This window comes from Stenotrophomonas sp. YJH_SMC_58 (genome assembly GCF_059369635.1).
The window spans coordinates 163,970-180,774 of record NZ_JCAFSW010000010.1; the positions used below are offsets into that span (position 1 = coordinate 163,970).

At 67.6% G+C, this 16,805-nt stretch carries 14 protein-coding genes and 1 rRNA gene; 5 read left to right on the forward strand and 10 right to left on the reverse strand.

Annotated elements, in window-relative coordinates:
* Position 1: 1 nt before the first annotated feature.
* The 8 genes from AC5P68_RS14460 to pyrE form a co-directional block, all read right to left on the reverse strand.
* On the reverse strand, positions 2-715 hold the full coding sequence (locus tag AC5P68_RS14460) for a response regulator transcription factor (RefSeq protein WP_005412001.1): 714 nt from the start codon (positions 713-715) through the stop codon (positions 2-4).
* Positions 696-3,356: an ATP-binding protein gene (locus tag AC5P68_RS14465; RefSeq protein ID WP_111108768.1), complete on the reverse strand. Its 2,661-nt coding sequence runs from the start codon at positions 3,354-3,356 to the stop codon at positions 696-698. Before AC5P68_RS14465 ends, AC5P68_RS14460 begins: the two co-directional genes overlap by 20 nt.
* 36 nt (positions 3,357-3,392) lie before the next feature.
* Positions 3,393-4,043: a potassium-transporting ATPase subunit KdpC gene (kdpC, locus tag AC5P68_RS14470; RefSeq protein ID WP_288416914.1), complete on the reverse strand. Its 651-nt coding sequence runs from the start codon at positions 4,041-4,043 to the stop codon at positions 3,393-3,395.
* On the reverse strand, positions 4,040-6,097 hold the full coding sequence (gene kdpB / locus AC5P68_RS14475) for a potassium-transporting ATPase subunit KdpB (RefSeq protein WP_288416912.1): 2,058 nt from the start codon (positions 6,095-6,097) through the stop codon (positions 4,040-4,042). The genes kdpC and kdpB overlap by 4 nt, the downstream gene beginning before the upstream one ends.
* A 10-nt stretch (positions 6,098-6,107) precedes the next feature.
* On the reverse strand, positions 6,108-7,817 hold the full coding sequence (gene kdpA, locus AC5P68_RS14480; RefSeq protein WP_049453641.1) for a potassium-transporting ATPase subunit KdpA: 1,710 nt from the start codon (positions 7,815-7,817) through the stop codon (positions 6,108-6,110).
* A 12-nt stretch (positions 7,818-7,829) separates the two neighbouring features.
* Positions 7,830-7,922, reverse strand: a complete 93-nt coding sequence (locus AC5P68_RS14485; RefSeq protein WP_005407770.1) for a potassium-transporting ATPase subunit F — start codon at positions 7,920-7,922, stop codon at positions 7,830-7,832.
* Between the two features lie 174 nt (positions 7,923-8,096).
* The gene (locus AC5P68_RS14490) at positions 8,097-8,762 is read right to left on the reverse strand and encodes a hypothetical protein (protein WP_005407771.1); all 666 of its coding nucleotides are present in this window, start codon (positions 8,760-8,762) and stop codon (positions 8,097-8,099) included.
* 19 nt (positions 8,763-8,781) lie between these two features.
* Complete coding sequence (gene pyrE / locus AC5P68_RS14495; RefSeq protein ID WP_005407772.1) at positions 8,782-9,441, reverse strand: orotate phosphoribosyltransferase; 660 nt, start codon at positions 9,439-9,441, stop codon at positions 8,782-8,784.
* Between the two features lie 162 nt (positions 9,442-9,603).
* Here pyrE and AC5P68_RS14500 point away from each other — a divergent pair, with 162 nt between their 5' ends.
* The 3 genes from AC5P68_RS14500 to AC5P68_RS14510 all read left to right on the forward strand — a co-directional run bounded on the left by AC5P68_RS14500 (position 9,604) and on the right by AC5P68_RS14510 (position 12,082).
* Positions 9,604-10,404 (forward strand): exodeoxyribonuclease III, encoded by an 801-nt coding sequence (locus AC5P68_RS14500; protein WP_024956358.1) that lies wholly within the window; start codon positions 9,604-9,606, stop codon positions 10,402-10,404.
* Positions 10,401-11,774: an AmpG family muropeptide MFS transporter gene (locus AC5P68_RS14505; protein ID WP_005412009.1), complete on the forward strand. Its 1,374-nt coding sequence runs from the start codon at positions 10,401-10,403 to the stop codon at positions 11,772-11,774. Before AC5P68_RS14500 ends, AC5P68_RS14505 begins: the two co-directional genes overlap by 4 nt.
* A 77-nt stretch (positions 11,775-11,851) precedes the next feature.
* Positions 11,852-12,082 carry a hypothetical protein gene (locus AC5P68_RS14510; RefSeq protein ID WP_005407775.1) on the forward strand — a complete coding sequence of 77 codons (231 nt, stop codon included), beginning with the start codon at positions 11,852-11,854 and terminating at the stop codon, positions 12,080-12,082.
* Positions 12,083-12,161: 79 nt separating this feature from the next.
* Here AC5P68_RS14510 and AC5P68_RS14515 read toward each other — a convergent pair whose 3' ends face one another.
* Together AC5P68_RS14515 and AC5P68_RS14520 are read right to left on the reverse strand one after the other, a co-directional pair.
* Positions 12,162-13,289, reverse strand: a complete 1,128-nt coding sequence (locus tag AC5P68_RS14515; RefSeq protein WP_414497870.1) for an anhydro-N-acetylmuramic acid kinase — start codon at positions 13,287-13,289, stop codon at positions 12,162-12,164.
* Between the two features lie 65 nt (positions 13,290-13,354).
* Positions 13,355-14,827, reverse strand: coding sequence for a M23 family metallopeptidase (locus tag AC5P68_RS14520; protein WP_049403460.1), 1,473 nt, complete (start codon positions 14,825-14,827; stop codon positions 13,355-13,357).
* Positions 14,828-14,994: 167 nt separating this feature from the next.
* Here AC5P68_RS14520 and tyrS point away from each other — a divergent pair, with 167 nt between their 5' ends.
* The gene (gene tyrS, locus AC5P68_RS14525) at positions 14,995-16,206 is read left to right on the forward strand and encodes a tyrosine--tRNA ligase (protein ID WP_005407778.1); all 1,212 of its coding nucleotides are present in this window, start codon (positions 14,995-14,997) and stop codon (positions 16,204-16,206) included.
* 533 nt (positions 16,207-16,739) lie between these two features.
* Positions 16,740-16,805, forward strand: a 16S ribosomal RNA gene (locus AC5P68_RS14530); the annotation flags it as partial.

Genomic DNA, 16,805 nt, shown 5'->3' on the forward strand with positions numbered 1-16,805 from the left:
ACTACCCCTTGAAACGCAAGCCCACGCCTGGCTCGGTGAACAGGTAGCGCGAATCCAGCGCTGAATCACCCAGCTTGTGCCGCAGCTTGCCGACCAGGATGCGCAGGTAATGGGTGTCGTGCTGGTGGGTCGGGCCCCAGATTTCCTGGAGGATCTGCGGCTGGGTCACCACCCGCCCGGCATTGCGCAGCAGCAGCGACAGCAGCGCGTACTCCTTGCGGGTCAGCGCCACCGGCTCGCCATCCAGCGCCACTTCGCGGCGTACGAGATCCACATGCAGATGGCCATCGTCGAACACCGGTGGCGTGCCGTCGCTGGGCACGCTGCGTGTGCGCAGCAGCGCCCGCACCCGCGCCATCAGCTCCTGGGTGCCGAACGGCTTGGTCACGTAGTCATTGGCGCCGGTATCCAGTGCGCGCACCTTTTCGGCTTCACCCGCACGCACGGTCAGCATGATCACCGGCACCTGGCTCCACTGCCGCAGTTGCTCCAACACCTCATGGCCTTCCATGTCCGGCAGGCCGATGTCCAGGATCACCAGGTCCATGTCCTCGCTGGCCGCCAGCTGCAGGCCTTCCTGGCCGGTGGCCGCCTGCCGCACCTGGTAGCCCTGCGCGCGCAGGCTGATGTCCAGGAACCGGCGGATCTGGGTTTCATCATCGATCACCAGCACGCGCGGGGCCGGCGCGCTGGCGTCAATCGGAGTCGGGCTCATCGTGGGAGGCTGGCTTGAGCAGGGGCAGGGTGATGCGGATCAGGGTACCGCGACCGTCGCGTCCGGGCAGCGCCTGCACGCTGCCGCCATGCGCACCGACCATGCCCTGGCAGATGGTCAGGCCCAGGCCGGTGCCGTGGCGGCCACGGTCGCCGCGCTCGACGCTGTAGAACATGTCGAAGATGCGCGCGCGCTCGTCATCGGGAATGCCGGGGCCGGCATCGATCACATCGATGCGCAGCTGTCCGTCCAGTTCGCGCGCCTGCACCTGCACGGCGGCATCGGGTGGCGAGAACTTGGCCGCGTTCTCCATCACGTTGAACACCGCCTGTTCAACCAGCGCCGGGTGTACCCAGATCGGCGCGAGCGTGGCCGGAATATCCAGCTCCAGCCGCACCTTGGGCTGGTAGCGCTGCAGGCGCCGCGCCGCTGAGCCGATCAGCTCGTCCACGCCGATCCAGTCGCGGTTGATCTTCAACCCTTCGTGGCCGAGCCGGGTCATGTCCAGCAGGTTCTGGATGTAGCGGTCCAGCCGCTCGCCTTCGACCAGGATGGTGTCCAGCAGGGCACGGCGATCAGCCGTATCCATCGCCGCACCGTAGCTGGCCAGGCTGTCGGCCGAACCGATCATCGCCGCCAGCGGCGAGCGCAGGTCGTGTGACACCGAAGAGAGCAGGGCCGAGCGCAGCCGCTCGGTCTCGTTGCTGACGTGGGCCTGCTCCAGTTCGGCCACCAGCCGCGTGCGCAGCGCGGCCTGGGCGATGTCGTCGACCATCGCCTCGGCCAGCTGCCGCTGCTCCGGCAGCAGGCGCGCCTGTGCGCCGGGCAGGTAAAGGCCCGCCACGCCGATGGCGCGGTCTTCGCCATCCAGCAGCGGCAGGAACCACCATTGCGCACCGGCCAGGGTGTCGGTGAAGCGCCCGCTCGGCTGGCCGTGGCGCAGTGCCCAATCGGCGGCGGCCAAGTCGGTATCGCCCGGCTGGCTGCGGCCACCGGTTGCGGTATCGGCGCCGATCCGTAGCCACGCTGGAACGTCCATGGCCTGTTCCAGTGCATGCCGACCCGCCTGTGCCACCTCGCCGTTGCCGGCCGCGCTGGCCAGCTGCCGTCCCAGCTGCTGGCGCGCACGCGCATGTCGATTCGCCGCACGCAGCGCGATCACCTGCATGCGCAGGCGCGAGGCCAGGCGTCCGGCCACCAGCGCGGCGGCCAGGAACAGGAACACGGTGATCACGCCCTGGCGCGCGCCGATGGCGAAGGTGAAGCGCGGCGCGATGAACAGGAAGTTGTAGGCGAGGAAGCACAGGATCGCCGCCATCACCGCCACGCTGGCACGCGTGCGTGCGGCCACCAGCACCACCGCCACGATGAACACCATCGACAGGTCGGCCATGCCGACCCAGCGTTCGGCCAGCCATGCCACCGCACAGGCCAGCGCGGTGGCGATCAGCGCCTGCACCGGTTCGTAGCTGATGCCGCGCATCGGCGGCAGCAGGCCCTCCCGGCGCGAGCGCGCACGTGCCTGCGGGGTGCTGATGATGGTGATCTCGTAATGCGCGCCGCGCTGGATCAGCTGCTGGGTCAGGGTGCGGTTGAACATCCGCGCCAGTGGACGTTCGCGGGTCCGGCCGAGCACCAGGGTCGACACGCCGTTGTGCGCGGCATGGTCGAGCAGGGCATCGGCGATGCTTGATCCGTGCAGCAGTTCGGCGTCGCCGCCGAGGCGCCGTGCCAATGCGAAGGCCGCATCGATCTCGCGCCGGGTCGCCTCGTCCTGGCGTCGGCCCTGCACGGTCACCACCGTCCACGGCGCATCGCGGCGTTCGGCGATGCGCCGCGCCACCCGCACCAGGTACTCGCTCTGACCGCCGCCATCAATGGCCACCAGCACGCCACGACGCAGTGGCAGGTTGCTCTCGCCGCGCGCGGCGCGCGCTTCACGCAGGCTGCTGTCGACGCGGTCGGCGGCCTCCTGCATGGCCAGCTCGCGCAGTGCGGTGAGGTTGGCCGGCGAGAAGAACGCCTGCAGCGCCTGCGCGGCCTGTTCGGGCACATAGACCTTGCCCTGCTGCAGGCGCGCGATCAGCTCGCGCGGCGGCAGGTCGACCAGCACGATGTCATGCAGGCGGTCGAGCACCCCATCCGGCACGGTCTCGCTGACCCGCACACCGGTGATGCGCATCACCACGTCATTGAGGCTTTCCAGATGCTGGATGTTGACCGTGGTCCAGACGTCGATGCCGGCATCCAGCAGCTCCATCACATCCTGCCAGCGCCGCTCGTGGCGGCTACCCGGGGCATTGCGGTGTGCCAGTTCGTCCACCAGCACCAGCGCCGGATGCCGTGCGAGCACGGCATCCAGGTCCATCTCCTGCAGCACATGGCCGTGGTAGTCCACGTCCTTCAGCGGCAGCTGTGGCAGCCCCTCCAGCAGCGCCTGGGTATCGGCGCGGCCATGGGTTTCCACCAGCCCGACCACCAGGTCAACGCCGCGGCGCAGCTGTTCTTGCGCGCGGGTCAGCATGGTGTAGGTCTTGCCCACGCCCGGCGCCGCGCCGAGGAACACGGTCAGCTTGCCGCCGGCTTCGCGTTGCAGGCCTTCAACCAGGGCATCGGCCTGGCGGGTACGCGCATCAGTCATGGGTGCCATTGTGCGCGCAGCCGGTGCAGGCCGGCATCACGGCGCCTTGGCCGCGTGGTCCAGCGCGAAGTTCAGCGTCACCACGTTCACCCGCGGCTGGCCGAACAGGCCCCACTGGCGACCTTCGGTATGCGCCTGCACCAGTGCCTGCACGCGTTCCACCGGCAGGCCACGGGCACGCGCCACGCGGGCTACCTGCAACTGCGCTGCAGCCGGTGACAGCTGAGGATCCAGGCCGCCGGCGGACTGGGTGACCAGGTCCGCAGGAACCTGCGCCGGGGCAACGCCTTCGCGTGCGGCCACCGCCGCGGTGCTGGCGGCAACACGCTCGGCCAGCGCCGGGTTGCTGCGCGCCATGTTGGAACCGGCTGCCGCCATCGGGTCGTAGTTGGCCGCCGACGGACGTGCCTGGAAGTAGCCGTCACCGGCGAACGGCTGCGACAGCCACGCCGAGCCGCGCACCTGGCCGCTGCCATCGCGCAGCAGGCTGCCCTCGGCCTGGGTCGGGTAGGCCAGGCCGGCGAAACCGGTGGCGATACCGGCGTAGACCGCACCGGCCAGCAGCAGGGTGGCCAGGCCCAGGCCGATCGCCGGGCGCCAGCTGGCGCCGTCCTGCAGGCTGGCCACGCAGGCCTCGGCCTTCGGTTCGCGGGACAGGGAAGTGGAGGTGGAAGCAGAACGGTTCATGCGCCGAATACCAGGACAAGAAGGAGGTCGATCGCCTTGATCGCTGCGAACGGCAGCAGCACGCCGCCGAGGCCGTACACCAGCATGTTCCGGCGCAGCAGCGCCGTTGCGGTGGCCGGGCGGAAGCGCACGCCACGCAGGGCGAGCGGGATCAGGGCGGGAATCACCAGGGCGTTGAAGATCAGCGCCGCCAGCACCGCGTTGCGAGGGCTCGACAGCTGCATCACGTTCAGTGCGGCCATGGCCGGAACCGCAGCGGCAAACAGCGCCGGCAGGATCGCGAAGTACTTGGACACGTCGTTGGCCAGCGAGAAGGTGGTCAGCGCACCGCGGGTGATCAGCTGCTGCTTGCCTACTTCCACCACTGCCAGCAGCTTGGCCGGGTCCGAATCGAGGTCGACCATGTTGCCGGCCTCTTTCGCCGCCTGCGTACCGGAGTTCATCGCCAGGCCGATGTCGGCCTGGGCCAGTGCCGGGGCATCGTTGGTACCGTCACCGACCATCGCCACCAGGCGGCCACCGGCCTGCTCCTGGCGGATGCGTGCCAGCTTGTCTTCAGGGCGGGCCTCGGCGATGTAGTCGTCGACACCGGCTTCGGCAGCGATCGCGGCGGCGGTCAGCGGGTTATCGCCGGTGATCATCACCGTGCGGATGCCCATCGCCCGCAGCTGCGCGAACTTCTCGCGCATGCCGTGCTTGACCACGTCCGACAGTTCGATCACGCCCAGCACGTGGCGGCCCTCGGCCACCACCAGCGGGGTGGCACCGTTGCGTGCGACCTGCTCGACGCGGCCGGCCAGTTCAGCCGGTACATTGCCGCCCAGCGCCTGTACGTGGGCACGGATCGCATCGGCGGCGCCCTTGCGGATCTGCCGCCCATGTTCAAGATCCACGCCGGACATGCGGGTCTGCGCACTGAACGCCAGGTACTCGGCGTGGTCCGGTTCGGCGGTGGCGCAGCCCTGTTCGCGCGCCAGGCGCACGATCGACTTGCCTTCCGGGGTCGGGTCGGCCAGCGAGGACAACAGCGCCGCTTCACGCAGCTGGCTGGCATCGATACCGGCCAACGGATGGAAGTGGCTGGCCTGGCGGTCGCCGTAGGTGATGGTGCCGGTCTTGTCCAGCAGCAGCACGTCCACGTCTCCCGCGACTTCCACCGCCTTGCCCGACTTGGCCAGCACGTTGGCGGCCAACGCGCGGTTCATGCCGGCGATGCCGATGGCCGGCAGCAGGCCGCCGATGGTGGTCGGGATCAGGCAGACCAGAAGTGCGATCAGCAGCAGCGGGTCAACCTGCACGCCTACCGCCGCGCCGATGGCCGGCAGCGTCGCCACCACCACCAGGAAGGTCAGCGTCATCGCCGCCAGCAGCAGGGTCAGTGCGATCTCGTTCGGCGTCTTCTGCCGGTTGGCGCCTTCCACCAGCGCGATCATCCGGTCCAGGAAGCTGTGGCCCGGCTCGGCGGTCACCCGCACGATGATCTGGTCGGACAGCACCTTGGTGCCGCCGATCACACCGGAACGGTCGGTACCGGCTTCGCGCAGCACCGGTGCCGATTCGCCGGTCACCGCTGCTTCGTTGATGGTGGCCAGGCCCTGCACGATCTCGCCATCGGCCGGTACCAGCTCACCGGCACTGACGATTACATGGTCGCCCGGGCGCAGCTCGGCGGCTGGCAGCTGGGTTTCCGCGGCACCCGGCTGCGGTGCGGCCAGGCGGCGCGCCACCAGGTCCTGGCGGGCGCGGCGCAGCGATGCGGCCTGGCCACGGCCACGTGCTTCGGCCACGGCTTCGGCGAAATTGCCGAACAGCACGGTCACCAGCAGGATCGCGGTCACCGCCAGGCCAAAGCCCAGCGGCGCATTGCCGGTCAGGGTGACGATCGCGGCCACGATCGTGCCGGCCATCACCACCGCCATCACCGGGCTGCGCACCAGATGCATCGGCGACAGCTTGCGCACTGCCTCGACCAGTGCGCGGCGCAGGCCTGCGCCATCCAGCAGGGCAGGGCGCGGTGCGAGGGAACTACGGGTTGAACTTGCGTGGGTACTCATTGCGGTGTCCTCAGTGCAGTCCCAGGCTCAGGTGGTCGGCGATCGGGCCGAGTACCAGCGCCGGCATGAACTGCAGCACGGTCAGGATGACGATCACCGAGACCAGGGTCAGGGCGAAGGTCGGCGTTTCGATCTGCAGGCTGCCGGCAGACTCCGGCGCCTGGCGCTTGGCAGCCAGCTGTGCGGCCACCACCAGCGGGATGATCAGCAGCGGGAAGCGGCCCAGCAGCAGCACCAGCGAGCAGCTCAGGTTCCACCACAGCGTGGCGTCACCCAGCCCTTCGAAGCCCGAACCGTTGTTGGCATAGGCCGAGACATACTCGTAGAACACCTGGCTGATGCCATGGAAGCCGGGATTGGAGGTGCCGGCCAGGCCGGGTACGGCCAGGGTGATCGCGGTGAACACCAGCAGGGTGATCGGCTGCAGCAGCACCAGCAGGGCCAGCAGGCGTACCTGTGGCGTCTCCAGCTTGCGGCCGAACAGTTCCGGCGTACGCCCGGTCATCAACCCGGCCAGGAACACGCCCAGCAGCAGGTACACGATGAACTGCTGCAGGCCGCAGCCGATGCCGCCCCAGATCGCGCTGACCAGCATGTTGACCATCGCGATGCCGCCACTGAGCGGCGCCAGCGAATCGTGCATGCCGTTGACCGAGCCGTTGGAGACCTGGGTGGTCACCGCCGCCCACAGCGCAGTGCCGTCGGCGCCGAAGCGCACTTCCTTGCCTTCCATCAGCAGCGGGGTGGCGGCGCTGGCGCCATGCCCTTCGCTCCACATCATCGCGCCGGTGGACAGCAGCGACATGCCCAGCATGCAGCTGAACACCAGGGCGCCGAAGCGGCGCCGGCCGGTGAACGCGCCGATCATGAAGATCACCGCCATCGGCACCAGCAGGATGCCGACGATCTCCAGCGCGTTCGACAGCGGGGTCGGGTTCTCCAGCGGGAAGCTGCTGTTCGGGCCGTACCAGCCGCCGCCGTTGGCGCCCAGCTGCTTGGCTGCGACCATCGCCGCCACCGGTCCCAACGGCAGTTTCTGTTCGGCCATGCCGGCGCTGGCATCGATCGGCGTGGCCTGTGGGCCACCGGCCATCGTCGAGGGCACGCCCTGACTGGTCAGTACCAGCGTCCACACCAGGCACAGCGGCAGCAGGAAGCGCACGCACAGGCGCACCACGTCCACGTAGTAGTTGCCCACCGCCACCTGGCGGTCATCGCCGGCCCCGGTGGTCGCCGCAGCCTGCGGCGCACGCGAGAACAACGCGCGCAGCGTCGCCACCGCCAGCGCCAGGCCCATCATCGGCGTCACCACCTGCAGGCCGGTGATGCCGGTCATCTGCGAGAAGTAGGACAGCTGCGCCTGGCCCGAATAGTGCTGCTGGTTGGTGTTGGTCAGGAATGAGATCATCGTGTGCAGCGCGGTGTCCCAGCGCATGTTCGGGATCTGGTCCGGGTTCAACGGCAACCAGGCCTGGGTCATGAACACCGCCTGGGTCAGCACCGCGACCACCACGTTGCTCAGCACGAAGGCCAGCACATAGCCGCGCCAGGACATGGCGCGCGATGGATCGACGCCAAGCACCTTGTACAGCGGCTTCTCGATCCAATGGAACAGCACGTCGACCTTCATCGGCGTGCCGCGCATCACGCGCGCCAGGTACAGGCCCAGCGGCCACGCCAGCAGCAGGCTGGCGGCAATAATCACAAGCATCTCAGTCATGGCCGGCTCCGCTCAGAACGACTCGGGCCGCAGCACGACATAAAGGAGATAGGCGGCGGCAACCAGCACCAGCACGCCACACAACAACGACAGCCAGGGGGACATTGCAATAGCGTCCTGGTGGAACCCCTCCACCTCAGGCCGCCATCGTCGTCCTACCCCCCATAAACGCACTACGCGCCGGACCGGGCCGACGCGTAAAGAGTGCATAAATTCCGTGGGCCAACCCGTAACCAGGCCCGGGGTAGCGCCGGGCCATGCCCGGCGGAGGCCGCGCCGTCAGCCCGCCGGAGCGTCCGCCGGCACCAGCCCCTTCAGCTCGCGATAGCGCTGCAGGGTGCTGTCGATCTCGGCCTTCAACGCCTGCTGCTGCTGCACCAGCCCGGCCTGCAGGCGCTGCTGCGCCTGCAGCTGCGCATGCCGCTTGCGGATCGCCTCGGCCTGCTTGTCGGCCACCTTGGCGCCGGCCAGCTCGCGGTCTCCCGCCGCCGACAGCAGCGCCACCAGCGACTCACGCAGGCTGGTGACGTTGTACTCGGCGGTCTTCAGGTTGTTGTCCAGCACTTCCTGGCGCTCGGCAAACACCCGGCGCAGGTCGGCCTCGCTGCCGTAGGTGGACAACATGGCCTGCTCGGTGCGCTGGCGGGTCTGCTCGGCCATCAGGTCCAGCTGTTGCTGCTGCGCAGCGGTGCTGGCAGCGGCACGCTCCTCGTCGGTCAACGCGCGCTGGACCTGCGCATTGCGCAGGCCCGTGCTCGCATTGAATTCCTCGCGGGCATGGTTGACCGCGTCGGCCGGCAGCGAATCACTGCAGATCCGCTCCTTGCCCTCGTTCCAGCAGTACAGCTTCTTTTCCGCCTTGCCGCTGTCGCGCGACTGCGCCGGTACGGTGAACGGCACGACCAGCAGCAGGCCGGCGAAGAGGACAGCAGGAACTCGGGACATGACCTTTCCCCTGGGTCGGTCAGCGGATCGAACGAACGCCGTACTGGGCCCGGTAGGCTTCCAGCGGCTGCCGGTAACCCACAAGTTCCGGGTTGCCGGAGGCGAAATCAAGCAGATCGGCCAGCGATGCCACGGCGATCACCGGGATACCGGCTTCTTCGGCCACCGACTGCGCGGCAGAACGGCGGTCGGTCTCCGAAGCGATCTCCTGGCGGTCCAGCGCCACCACGATGCCGGCCGGGGTGCCACCGGCGGCGCGGATGATGCCCAGCGCTTCGCGGATCGCCGTACCGGCGGTGATCACGTCGTCGACGATCAGCACGCGCTTGCCCTGCATGTCGGCGCCGATCAGCTGGCCACCCTCGCCATGGTCCTTGGCTTCCTTGCGGTTGAACGACAGCGGCAGGTCGCGGCCACGCTGGGCCAGCTCACAGGCCATCGCGGTGGCCAGCGGGATGCCCTTGTAGGCCGGGCCGAACACCACGTCGTACTTGATCCCGCTGGCATCGATGGCATCGGCATAGCACGCGCCGAGCTGGGACAGCAGCGAGCCGGAGTCGAAGCGCCCGGCGTTGAAGAAATAGGGGCTCAGCCGGCCGGACTTGAGGGTGAACTGGCCGAAGCGAAGGGCGTCGGCGGTCAGGGCCAACTGCAGGAAACGGTGGCGGTGGTCGCTCATCAAAACTCGATTCATCTTCATTTGGAGCACAAATCCTAATCCAGCTGGGCGTTTCGCGCTCGTCCGGCCCCGTGTGAAGGCGCTGGCGGGCCCACCCGGCGGACTGCGCAGCCCTGCAGTCAACCGGTATGCTTGCCCGGTTTCCCGCCGTAGGTCTTCCGCATGCGCATCATCAGTTTCAACGCCAATGGCATCCGTTCCGCCGCGACCAAGGGCTTCCTCGACTGGTTCCGTGCCCAGGATGCCGATGTCCTGTGCATCCAGGAAACCAAGGCCCAGGAAGACCAGCTGAGCGACCCGATGTTCCGCCCGGACGGCCACCACTGCTTCTACCGCGACGCCATTACCAAGAAGGGCTACAGCGGTGTGGCGATCTACAGCAAGCGCGAGCCGGACCAGGTCATCACTTCGCTGGGCTGGGCCCCGTTCGACGACGAAGGCCGCTACATCGAGGCACGCTACGGCAACCTCAGCGTGGTCTCCTTCTATATCCCGTCCGGCAGCTCGGGCGACCTGCGCCAGGGCTTCAAGTTCGAAGTGATGGAATGGCTGCGGCCGATCCTGGAGGAGTGGGCGCGCAGCGGCCGCGACTACGTGCTGTGCGGCGACTGGAACATCGTGCGTTCGGCGCTGGACATCAAGAACTGGAAGTCCAACCAGAAGAATTCCGGCTGCCTGCCGGAGGAACGCGACTGGCTCAACGCCCTCTGCGCCGACCACGGCCAGGCCACCGACGTCGCCGCCGGTCGCGGCTGGGCCGATGCCTACCGCCTGCTCAACCCCACCGGAGAGGACTACACCTGGTGGAGCAACCGCGGCGCCGCCCGTGCCAACAATGTCGGTTGGCGCATCGACTACCAGTTCATCACCCCGGGCCTGCGTGACCGCCTGCGAAGCTGCTCGATCTACCGCGACGAGCGCTTCTCCGACCACGCCCCGTTCACCGTGGACTACGACCTGTGACCGAGGCTGCCAAGCCGCGCCGACCGTGGCAGCAGGTGTTGTCCAACCTGAGCCAGCGCAAGGTGCTGGCGATGCTGCTGCTCGGCTTCAGTTCCGGCCTGCCGATCTATCTGGTGGGCAACACGCTCGGCTTCTGGATGCGCAAGGAAGGCATCGAGCTGAGTACGATCGGCTTCCTGTCATGGGTCGGGCTGGCCTACACCATGAAGTTCCTGTGGGCACCGATCGTCGACAAGACCGACGTGCCTCTGTTCGGCCGCTTTGGCCGCCGCCGTGGCTGGATGCTGCTGTCGCAGCTGGTTGTGGTGGTGGGCCTGGTCGGCATGGCGCTGGTCCAGCCCAAGGGGGGCCAGATCCAGTTCCTGGGTATCGCATGGCAGCACATCGTCGTGTTCGGCGTGATGGCTGTGATCGTGGCGTTTGCTTCGGCCACCCAGGACATCGTCATCGATGCCTGGCGCATTGAAAGTGCTGACAACAGCGAGCAGCTTGGACTGCTGACCTCATCCTCGGCACTGGGCTACCGCACTGCATTGCTGGTCACAGATGCGCTGATCCTGATCATCGCGGCCCGTGTCGGCTGGCAGGTTTCCTACGAGATCATGGCCGTGCTGATGGCGCTTGGCGTGGTGGCCGTGGTCATGGCCCGCGAACCCGCGCGGGAAGTGGCTGCCGTGCAGGCGCAGGCGACCTCGCTGTGGACACCGCGCGGATTGTTCGACGCCGTAGCCGGACCGTTCATCGCCTTCGTCCGCGAGCATCGCAGCGGCGCGATCCTGATCCTGGTGGCCATCAGCGTCTATCGCATGGCCGACTTCGTCATGGGACCGATGGCCAACCCGTTCTACGTCGATCTCGGCCTGGACGAGGACACCGTGGGCGCGGTGCGTGGTTCGGTCGGGCTGGTCGCGACCTTCGTCGGTATTGCCGCAGCGGGCCTGGTCTCGGTCCGCTGGGGGGTGCTGGCGGCGCTGATGGTAGGCGCTGTGCTGGGGCCGGCCTCCAACCTGGCGTTTGCCTGGCTGGCCTATTCCGGCCCGGACACAACCCATTTCGCCGTGGCCATGGCAATCGACAACTTCGCCAGCGGCTTCGCCGGTACGGCGCTGATCGCCTACATGTCGAGCCTGACCAGCATCGGATACACCGCAACCCAGTACGCACTGCTGAGTTCGTTCTACGCGATGCCCGGCAAGGCGCTCAAGGGGCTCTCGGGGTGGTCGGTACAGACGCTCGCACAGGGCCGGACGTTGCTGGAAGGCTACGCGCTGTTCTTCGTCGGTACCGCGCTGGTGGCGATCCCGGTGGTGATCCTCTGCGCCCTGCTGATCCTGCAGCAGCGCCGTCGCCAGGCCGCCGGCTCGACCTGATTGCCTGCCCGCCCGGTCTGCGGGATCATCGCCCCGACGCGCCGAGGGGGCGGTGCCTTGCGAACGGGGAAGTGAGCATGGCCGACGTTGTGCTGCGGGACCTGGACCCGCTGCTGCTGGAACGTATCAAACGCGTCGCGGTCGCCCGCGGCTGGACCCACGAACAGACCTGTGCCGCCTTGCTGGAGCAGGGCCTGTTCAGCAGTGAACTGGAAGTCCGCTCCGGCTTCGGCGATCCGGAAGTGGATGCCCTGTCCGATGCCATTGCCGCCCTGCAGGCCTTGCCCGCAGGGCAAGGCTTCGATTAGCGGCCGCGCCGCAATGCTGTAGAGCCTAGCCCACGCCCGGCTGCCCGGTAGATCCACGCCACGCGTGGATGGCGCCACCTCACGCCAGGTGGATCGCACCCAGGATCCGCGGGCCCTTAGCTCCGGTCACGCTTGGCAGGTTGCCGGCCAGCCCGTCCATCGTCCGCTGCGCCAGCCATGCAAAGCCCATTGCCTCCACGTACTCCGGGTCCAGCCCGTGCACGGCGCTGGATTCCACCTGCACGTCCGGCAGCCGCGCCGCCAGGCGCTTCATCAGCTGCCGGTTGCGTACCCCGCCGCCACAGACCAGCAGGCGGCGGGTCTGCGGCTGCTGCGCCAGCAGCGCATCGGCCACCGTTGCCACGGTCAGCTCCAGCAGGGTCGCCTGCACGTCGGCCGCCGCGTACTGGCCCTCGGCCATGTGCGCCTCGGCCCAGGCCAGGTGGAACTGCTCACGGCCGGTGCTCTTCGGCGGCGGCAGCGCGAACCACGGGTCCGAGCGCCAGCCCTCCAGCAGGCCCTCGTCCACCGCGCCGCTGGCGGCGTACGCGCCGTCGGCATCAAAGGTGCGGCCGGTGTGGCGCTGGCACCAGGCATCCATCAGCGCATTGGCCGGGCCGGTATCGAAGCCACGTACCGCACCTTCGCGCGGAATCAGGGTCAGGTTGGCGATACCGCCCAGATTGAGCACGGCGCGGTCTTCGTCGGTCGTGCCCAGCATGGCCAGGTGGAAGGCCGGCATCAGTGGCGCACCATGGCCCCCGGCCGCCACGTCGCGTCGGCGGAAGTCGGAGACCGTGGTGATCCCGGTCAATTCGGCGATGCGGTTGCCGTCGCCCAGCTGCACGGTGAAGGCGGGGTCGGCCAGCGGCCGGTGACGCACGGTCTGCCCATGCGAGCCGATCGCGCGCACCTGGCTGCCGTCCACGCCAGCCTCGGCCAGCAGCTGGTTGGCGGCCCCAGCGAAGCTGATCGCGATCCGGGCGTCCAGCTCGCCCAGCTCCTCCAGCGAATCCAGTGGACCACCTTCGCCCAGCGCCACCAGCCGTGCACGCAGCACCGGCTCCCAGCGGGCGGTCAGGCTGTGCACGAAGCGGCAGCCTCCGCCGGCAGGAAACTGCACCAGCGCGGCATCGATGCCGTCGGCACTGGTGCCCGACATCAGGCCAAGGTACAGGGGCGCGTCAGTGTCGGCAGTCGTGTTCATGGCGGGCATAAAAAAAGGACGCGGCAAGCTTGTGCTGCCGCGTCCTTCTTCGTCAACGCAGGGGCTCAGCCGCGCTTGCGGCCGGTGCTGCTCTTGTCCTTGGCGCTGGCCACCTCGGGGGCGGCCTCGTCGCGGCTGGTCGGTACCGGGCTGGCGTCGGCGTAGATCAGCTTCTCCATGCCCTGGATGCGGGCCATCGCCGGCGCGGTCTGCGCGCGGAAGGCGACCAGCTCGGCGCCCTTCAGCGGCTCCGGCGGCGGCATGGTCACGGTCAGCGGGTTGCGGTGCTCGCCGTTGACGCGGAATTCGTAGTGCAGGTGCGGGCCGGTGGCCAGGCCGGTCGAGCCGACATAACCGATCACCGTGCCCTGGGCCACCCGCTGGCCGGTCTTGATGTTCGCAAAGCGCGACATGTGCCCATACAGGGTGGTGTGGCCACGGCCGTGGTCGAGGATCACCACGTTGCCGTAACCGCGCTGCACGCCGGCGAACTGCACGCGGGCGTCGCCGGCGGCCATGATCGGGGTGCCGGTGCGCGCGGCGTAGTCCACGCCCTTGTGCATGCGCATCTTGCCCAGCACGGGGTGCTTGCGCGCACCGAAGGTCGAGCTCAGTCGCGCGAACGGGATCGGCATGCGGATGAAGCTCTTCTTCAGCGAACGGCCGTTGATGTCGTAGTACTCGGACTTGCCGTTGCGGTCGAAGCGGAAGCCGGAATAGGTCTTGCCACCGGTGGTGAAAGTCGCCGCCAGAATCTTGCTGGTGTCCACCTTCTCGCCTTCGCGCCAGGTTTCATCCATCACCACGCTGAAGCGGTCGCCCGGCTGCAGGTCCTTTGAGAAGTCGATGTCGTACTTGAAGATGTCGTCGGTCATCGTCGCGATCGCCGACGGCGACAGCCCGGCGCGGCGGGCCGCGGCATACAGCGAGCTGGTGATCTCGCCACTGGTGACCACCGTGCGCGTGGAGGTCTCGCGCTTGGTCACCTTCTCCTTGATGTCGTCACCGGCCAGGCTCAGCTCCACCCGGTTGTCGGCATCGCGGTCGAAGCGGATGCTGCGCAGGTCGCCGGACAGCGGCATGTCGAAGGCGATCTCGGCGCCCGGGCGAAGCTTGGTCAGCGCCTCGCGCGCGCCCGGGTGGTCCAGCACCCGGTGCAGGGTGGTCGCCGGGATACCGGCCTTGTCGAACAGATCGCTCAGGGTCTGGCCGCGTTCCACGCGCAGCACCTGCCAGCTGTCACCGGGCACCTGCTGCTGGCGGGCCATGGCCAGCGGCGGCAACGGCAGTGCCAGACTGGTATGGCTGTCGGCAAAGGGGGCGTCGATGGTGTGCGAGAAGCCCGGCACGATCGTCGCCACCAGGGCGCCGATGGTCGCGAACAGGCTGGCATGCATCCAATGGCGCCGGGTCCAGCGCTCGTTGAAGGCCGCGGGAAGATGTTGCCTGAGCTTCCGATGCAGGGCGTTGTCGTGCAGGACGTGGAGGCGTTCCTGGAAGCGCTGCTTGCGTGCGCGCCCTTGTTCGGAATTGTGCATCGGCGGTTTTTTCCTGGTGGCCCGGGAGCGGGGGCCTGATCGCCGGTTACCATAGACACCTGAGAAAACCGCGTCAAACCCTTGTGCCCATTGGCTTTTGTGAAGCCAATCGGGTTAACTTTGCTTTAACACCCCACACAAGAATCGGCGTTGCCGGGAGTAGTCACGTGTCCTCGATTGAAGAAGCCCTTGCCCAGATCGGCCGTGGTGCCGACGAGATCCTCAAGCTCGAGGATCTGCGTGCGCGCCTGCAGGAGGGCCGCCCGCTGCGGATCAAGGCCGGCTTCGACCCCACCGCGCCCGACCTGCACCTGGGCCACACGGTGCTGCTGAACAAGATGCGCCAGTTCCAGGACCTCGGCCACCAGGTCATTTTCCTGATCGGCGACTTCACCGGCATGATCGGCGACCCGTCCGGCAAGAGCCTTACCCGCAAGCCGCTCAGCCGCGAGGACGTGCTGGCCAACGCGCGTACCTATGAGGAGCAGGTGTTCAAGGTGCTGGACCGCAGCCGTACCGAAGTCCGCTTCAACTCGGAGTGGTTCGGCAAGATGGGCGCGGCCGACATGATCCGCCTGGCCGGCCAGCACACCGTGGCACGCATGCTCGAGCGCGACGATTTCGCCAAGCGCTACGCCGCCCAGCAGTCCATCGCCATCCATGAGTTCCTGTACCCGCTGGTGCAGGGCTACGACTCCGTGGCCCTGGAGGCCGACGTGGAGCTGGGCGGTACCGACCAGAAGTTCAACCTGCTGATGGGCCGTGGCCTGCAGGAGCATCACGGCCAGAAGCCGCAGGTGGTGCTGACCATGCCGCTGCTGGAGGGCCTGGACGGCGTCAACAAGATGTCCAAGTCGCTGGGCAACTACATTGGCATCAGCGAACCGGCCATCGACATCGTCACCAAGACCATGAAGGTGGACGACACCCTGATGTGGCGCTGGATCGAGCTGCTGTCCTTCGACATCAGCCAGGCCGAAGCCGTGCAGCTGCGCGAGCAGGTGGCCAATGGCGGCCTGAACCCGCGCGTGGTCAAGCTGCGCCTGGCGCGTGAACTGGCGACCCGCTTCCACGACGCCGCAGCGGCCGAGCAGGCGATCGCCGGCTGGGAAGCGGCGGTGACCGGGCAGGGCGACATCACCCAGCTGCCGCTGCAGGACGTGGCGATCCCGGTCGAAGGCCTGCGTATTGCTGCGCTGCTGACCGCGGCCGGCCTGACCCCGAGCAACTCCGAAGCCAACCGCAAGCTCAAGGAGCGCGCAGTCAAGGTGGATGGCGAAGTGGTCGAAGACGGCCAGCAGGTGCTGCAGCCGGGCTTCGAAGGCCTGTTGCAGGTCGGCAAGCGTACGTTTGCCCGCGTGCGCCTGGTTGCTGCCTGAGACAAAGGAAGGGCCGGCGCTAGCCGGCCCTTCCTTGTGCTCTTGTAGAGCCAAGCCCACGCTTGGCTGCTCTTCGCGGGAACCTACCGCAGCGCGCCGGATGAACGGATGCAACATCCGGTGAAAAAAATCGCCACACCCCCTTCACAAACGATGGGAATAGGGACATACTTCTCCTCCCCCGTCGCAGGGGTCGCCACCAAGGGGCTTCAGCGACAACAGGGCGCCCACCACCGCCGAACGAGATGATCGAACGAAGGTGTTGACGGACTGAAAAAGTCTGGCATAATGGGCGGCTCGCTACGAAGGAAACTTCGCAGCACACGGGAGCGGCGCTGAGGCCACTTCCCTCGATCTTTGAAAGTATGCGCAGGTATCTTGTGAAGGCGCCTGCAGGAAGGATGATTGTCCATCTTGCAGACGTTTGATCAAGCAACTATTAATTGTTTTAAAGCAAGGTTTTAAAGCAAGCGATACGTTGCCAGAATCAATCATCTGCAGCTTTAAATTTTGATCTTCGGATCATGCAGTTTTAAGTGAAGAGTTTGATCCTGGCTCAGAGTGAACGCTGGCGGTAGGCCTAACACATGCAAGTCGAA

Excerpts from the sequence above, each read along its gene's own strand:
- AC5P68_RS14460 (WP_005412001.1), bottom strand. The coding sequence starts at position 715 with ATGAGCCCGACTCCGATTGACGCCAGCGCGCCGGCCCCGCGCGTGCTG.
- AC5P68_RS14465 (WP_111108768.1), bottom strand. The coding sequence starts at position 3,356 with ATGACTGATGCGCGTACCCGCCAGGCCGATGCCCTGGTTGAAGGCCTG.
- kdpC (WP_288416914.1), bottom strand. The coding sequence starts at position 4,043 with ATGAACCGTTCTGCTTCCACCTCCACTTCCCTGTCCCGCGAACCGAAG.
- kdpB (WP_288416912.1), bottom strand. The coding sequence starts at position 6,097 with ATGAGTACCCACGCAAGTTCAACCCGTAGTTCCCTCGCACCGCGCCCT.
- kdpA (WP_049453641.1), bottom strand. The coding sequence starts at position 7,817 with ATGACTGAGATGCTTGTGATTATTGCCGCCAGCCTGCTGCTGGCGTGG.
- AC5P68_RS14485 (WP_005407770.1), bottom strand. The coding sequence starts at position 7,922 with ATGTCCCCCTGGCTGTCGTTGTTGTGTGGCGTGCTGGTGCTGGTTGCC.
- AC5P68_RS14490 (WP_005407771.1), bottom strand. The coding sequence starts at position 8,762 with ATGTCCCGAGTTCCTGCTGTCCTCTTCGCCGGCCTGCTGCTGGTCGTG.
- pyrE (WP_005407772.1), bottom strand. The coding sequence starts at position 9,441 with ATGAGCGACCACCGCCACCGTTTCCTGCAGTTGGCCCTGACCGCCGAC.
- AC5P68_RS14500 (WP_024956358.1), top strand. The coding sequence starts at position 9,604 with ATGCGCATCATCAGTTTCAACGCCAATGGCATCCGTTCCGCCGCGACC.
- AC5P68_RS14510 (WP_005407775.1), top strand. The coding sequence starts at position 11,852 with ATGGCCGACGTTGTGCTGCGGGACCTGGACCCGCTGCTGCTGGAACGT.
- AC5P68_RS14515 (WP_414497870.1), bottom strand. The coding sequence starts at position 13,289 with ATGAACACGACTGCCGACACTGACGCGCCCCTGTACCTTGGCCTGATG.
- AC5P68_RS14520 (WP_049403460.1), bottom strand. The coding sequence starts at position 14,827 with ATGCACAATTCCGAACAAGGGCGCGCACGCAAGCAGCGCTTCCAGGAA.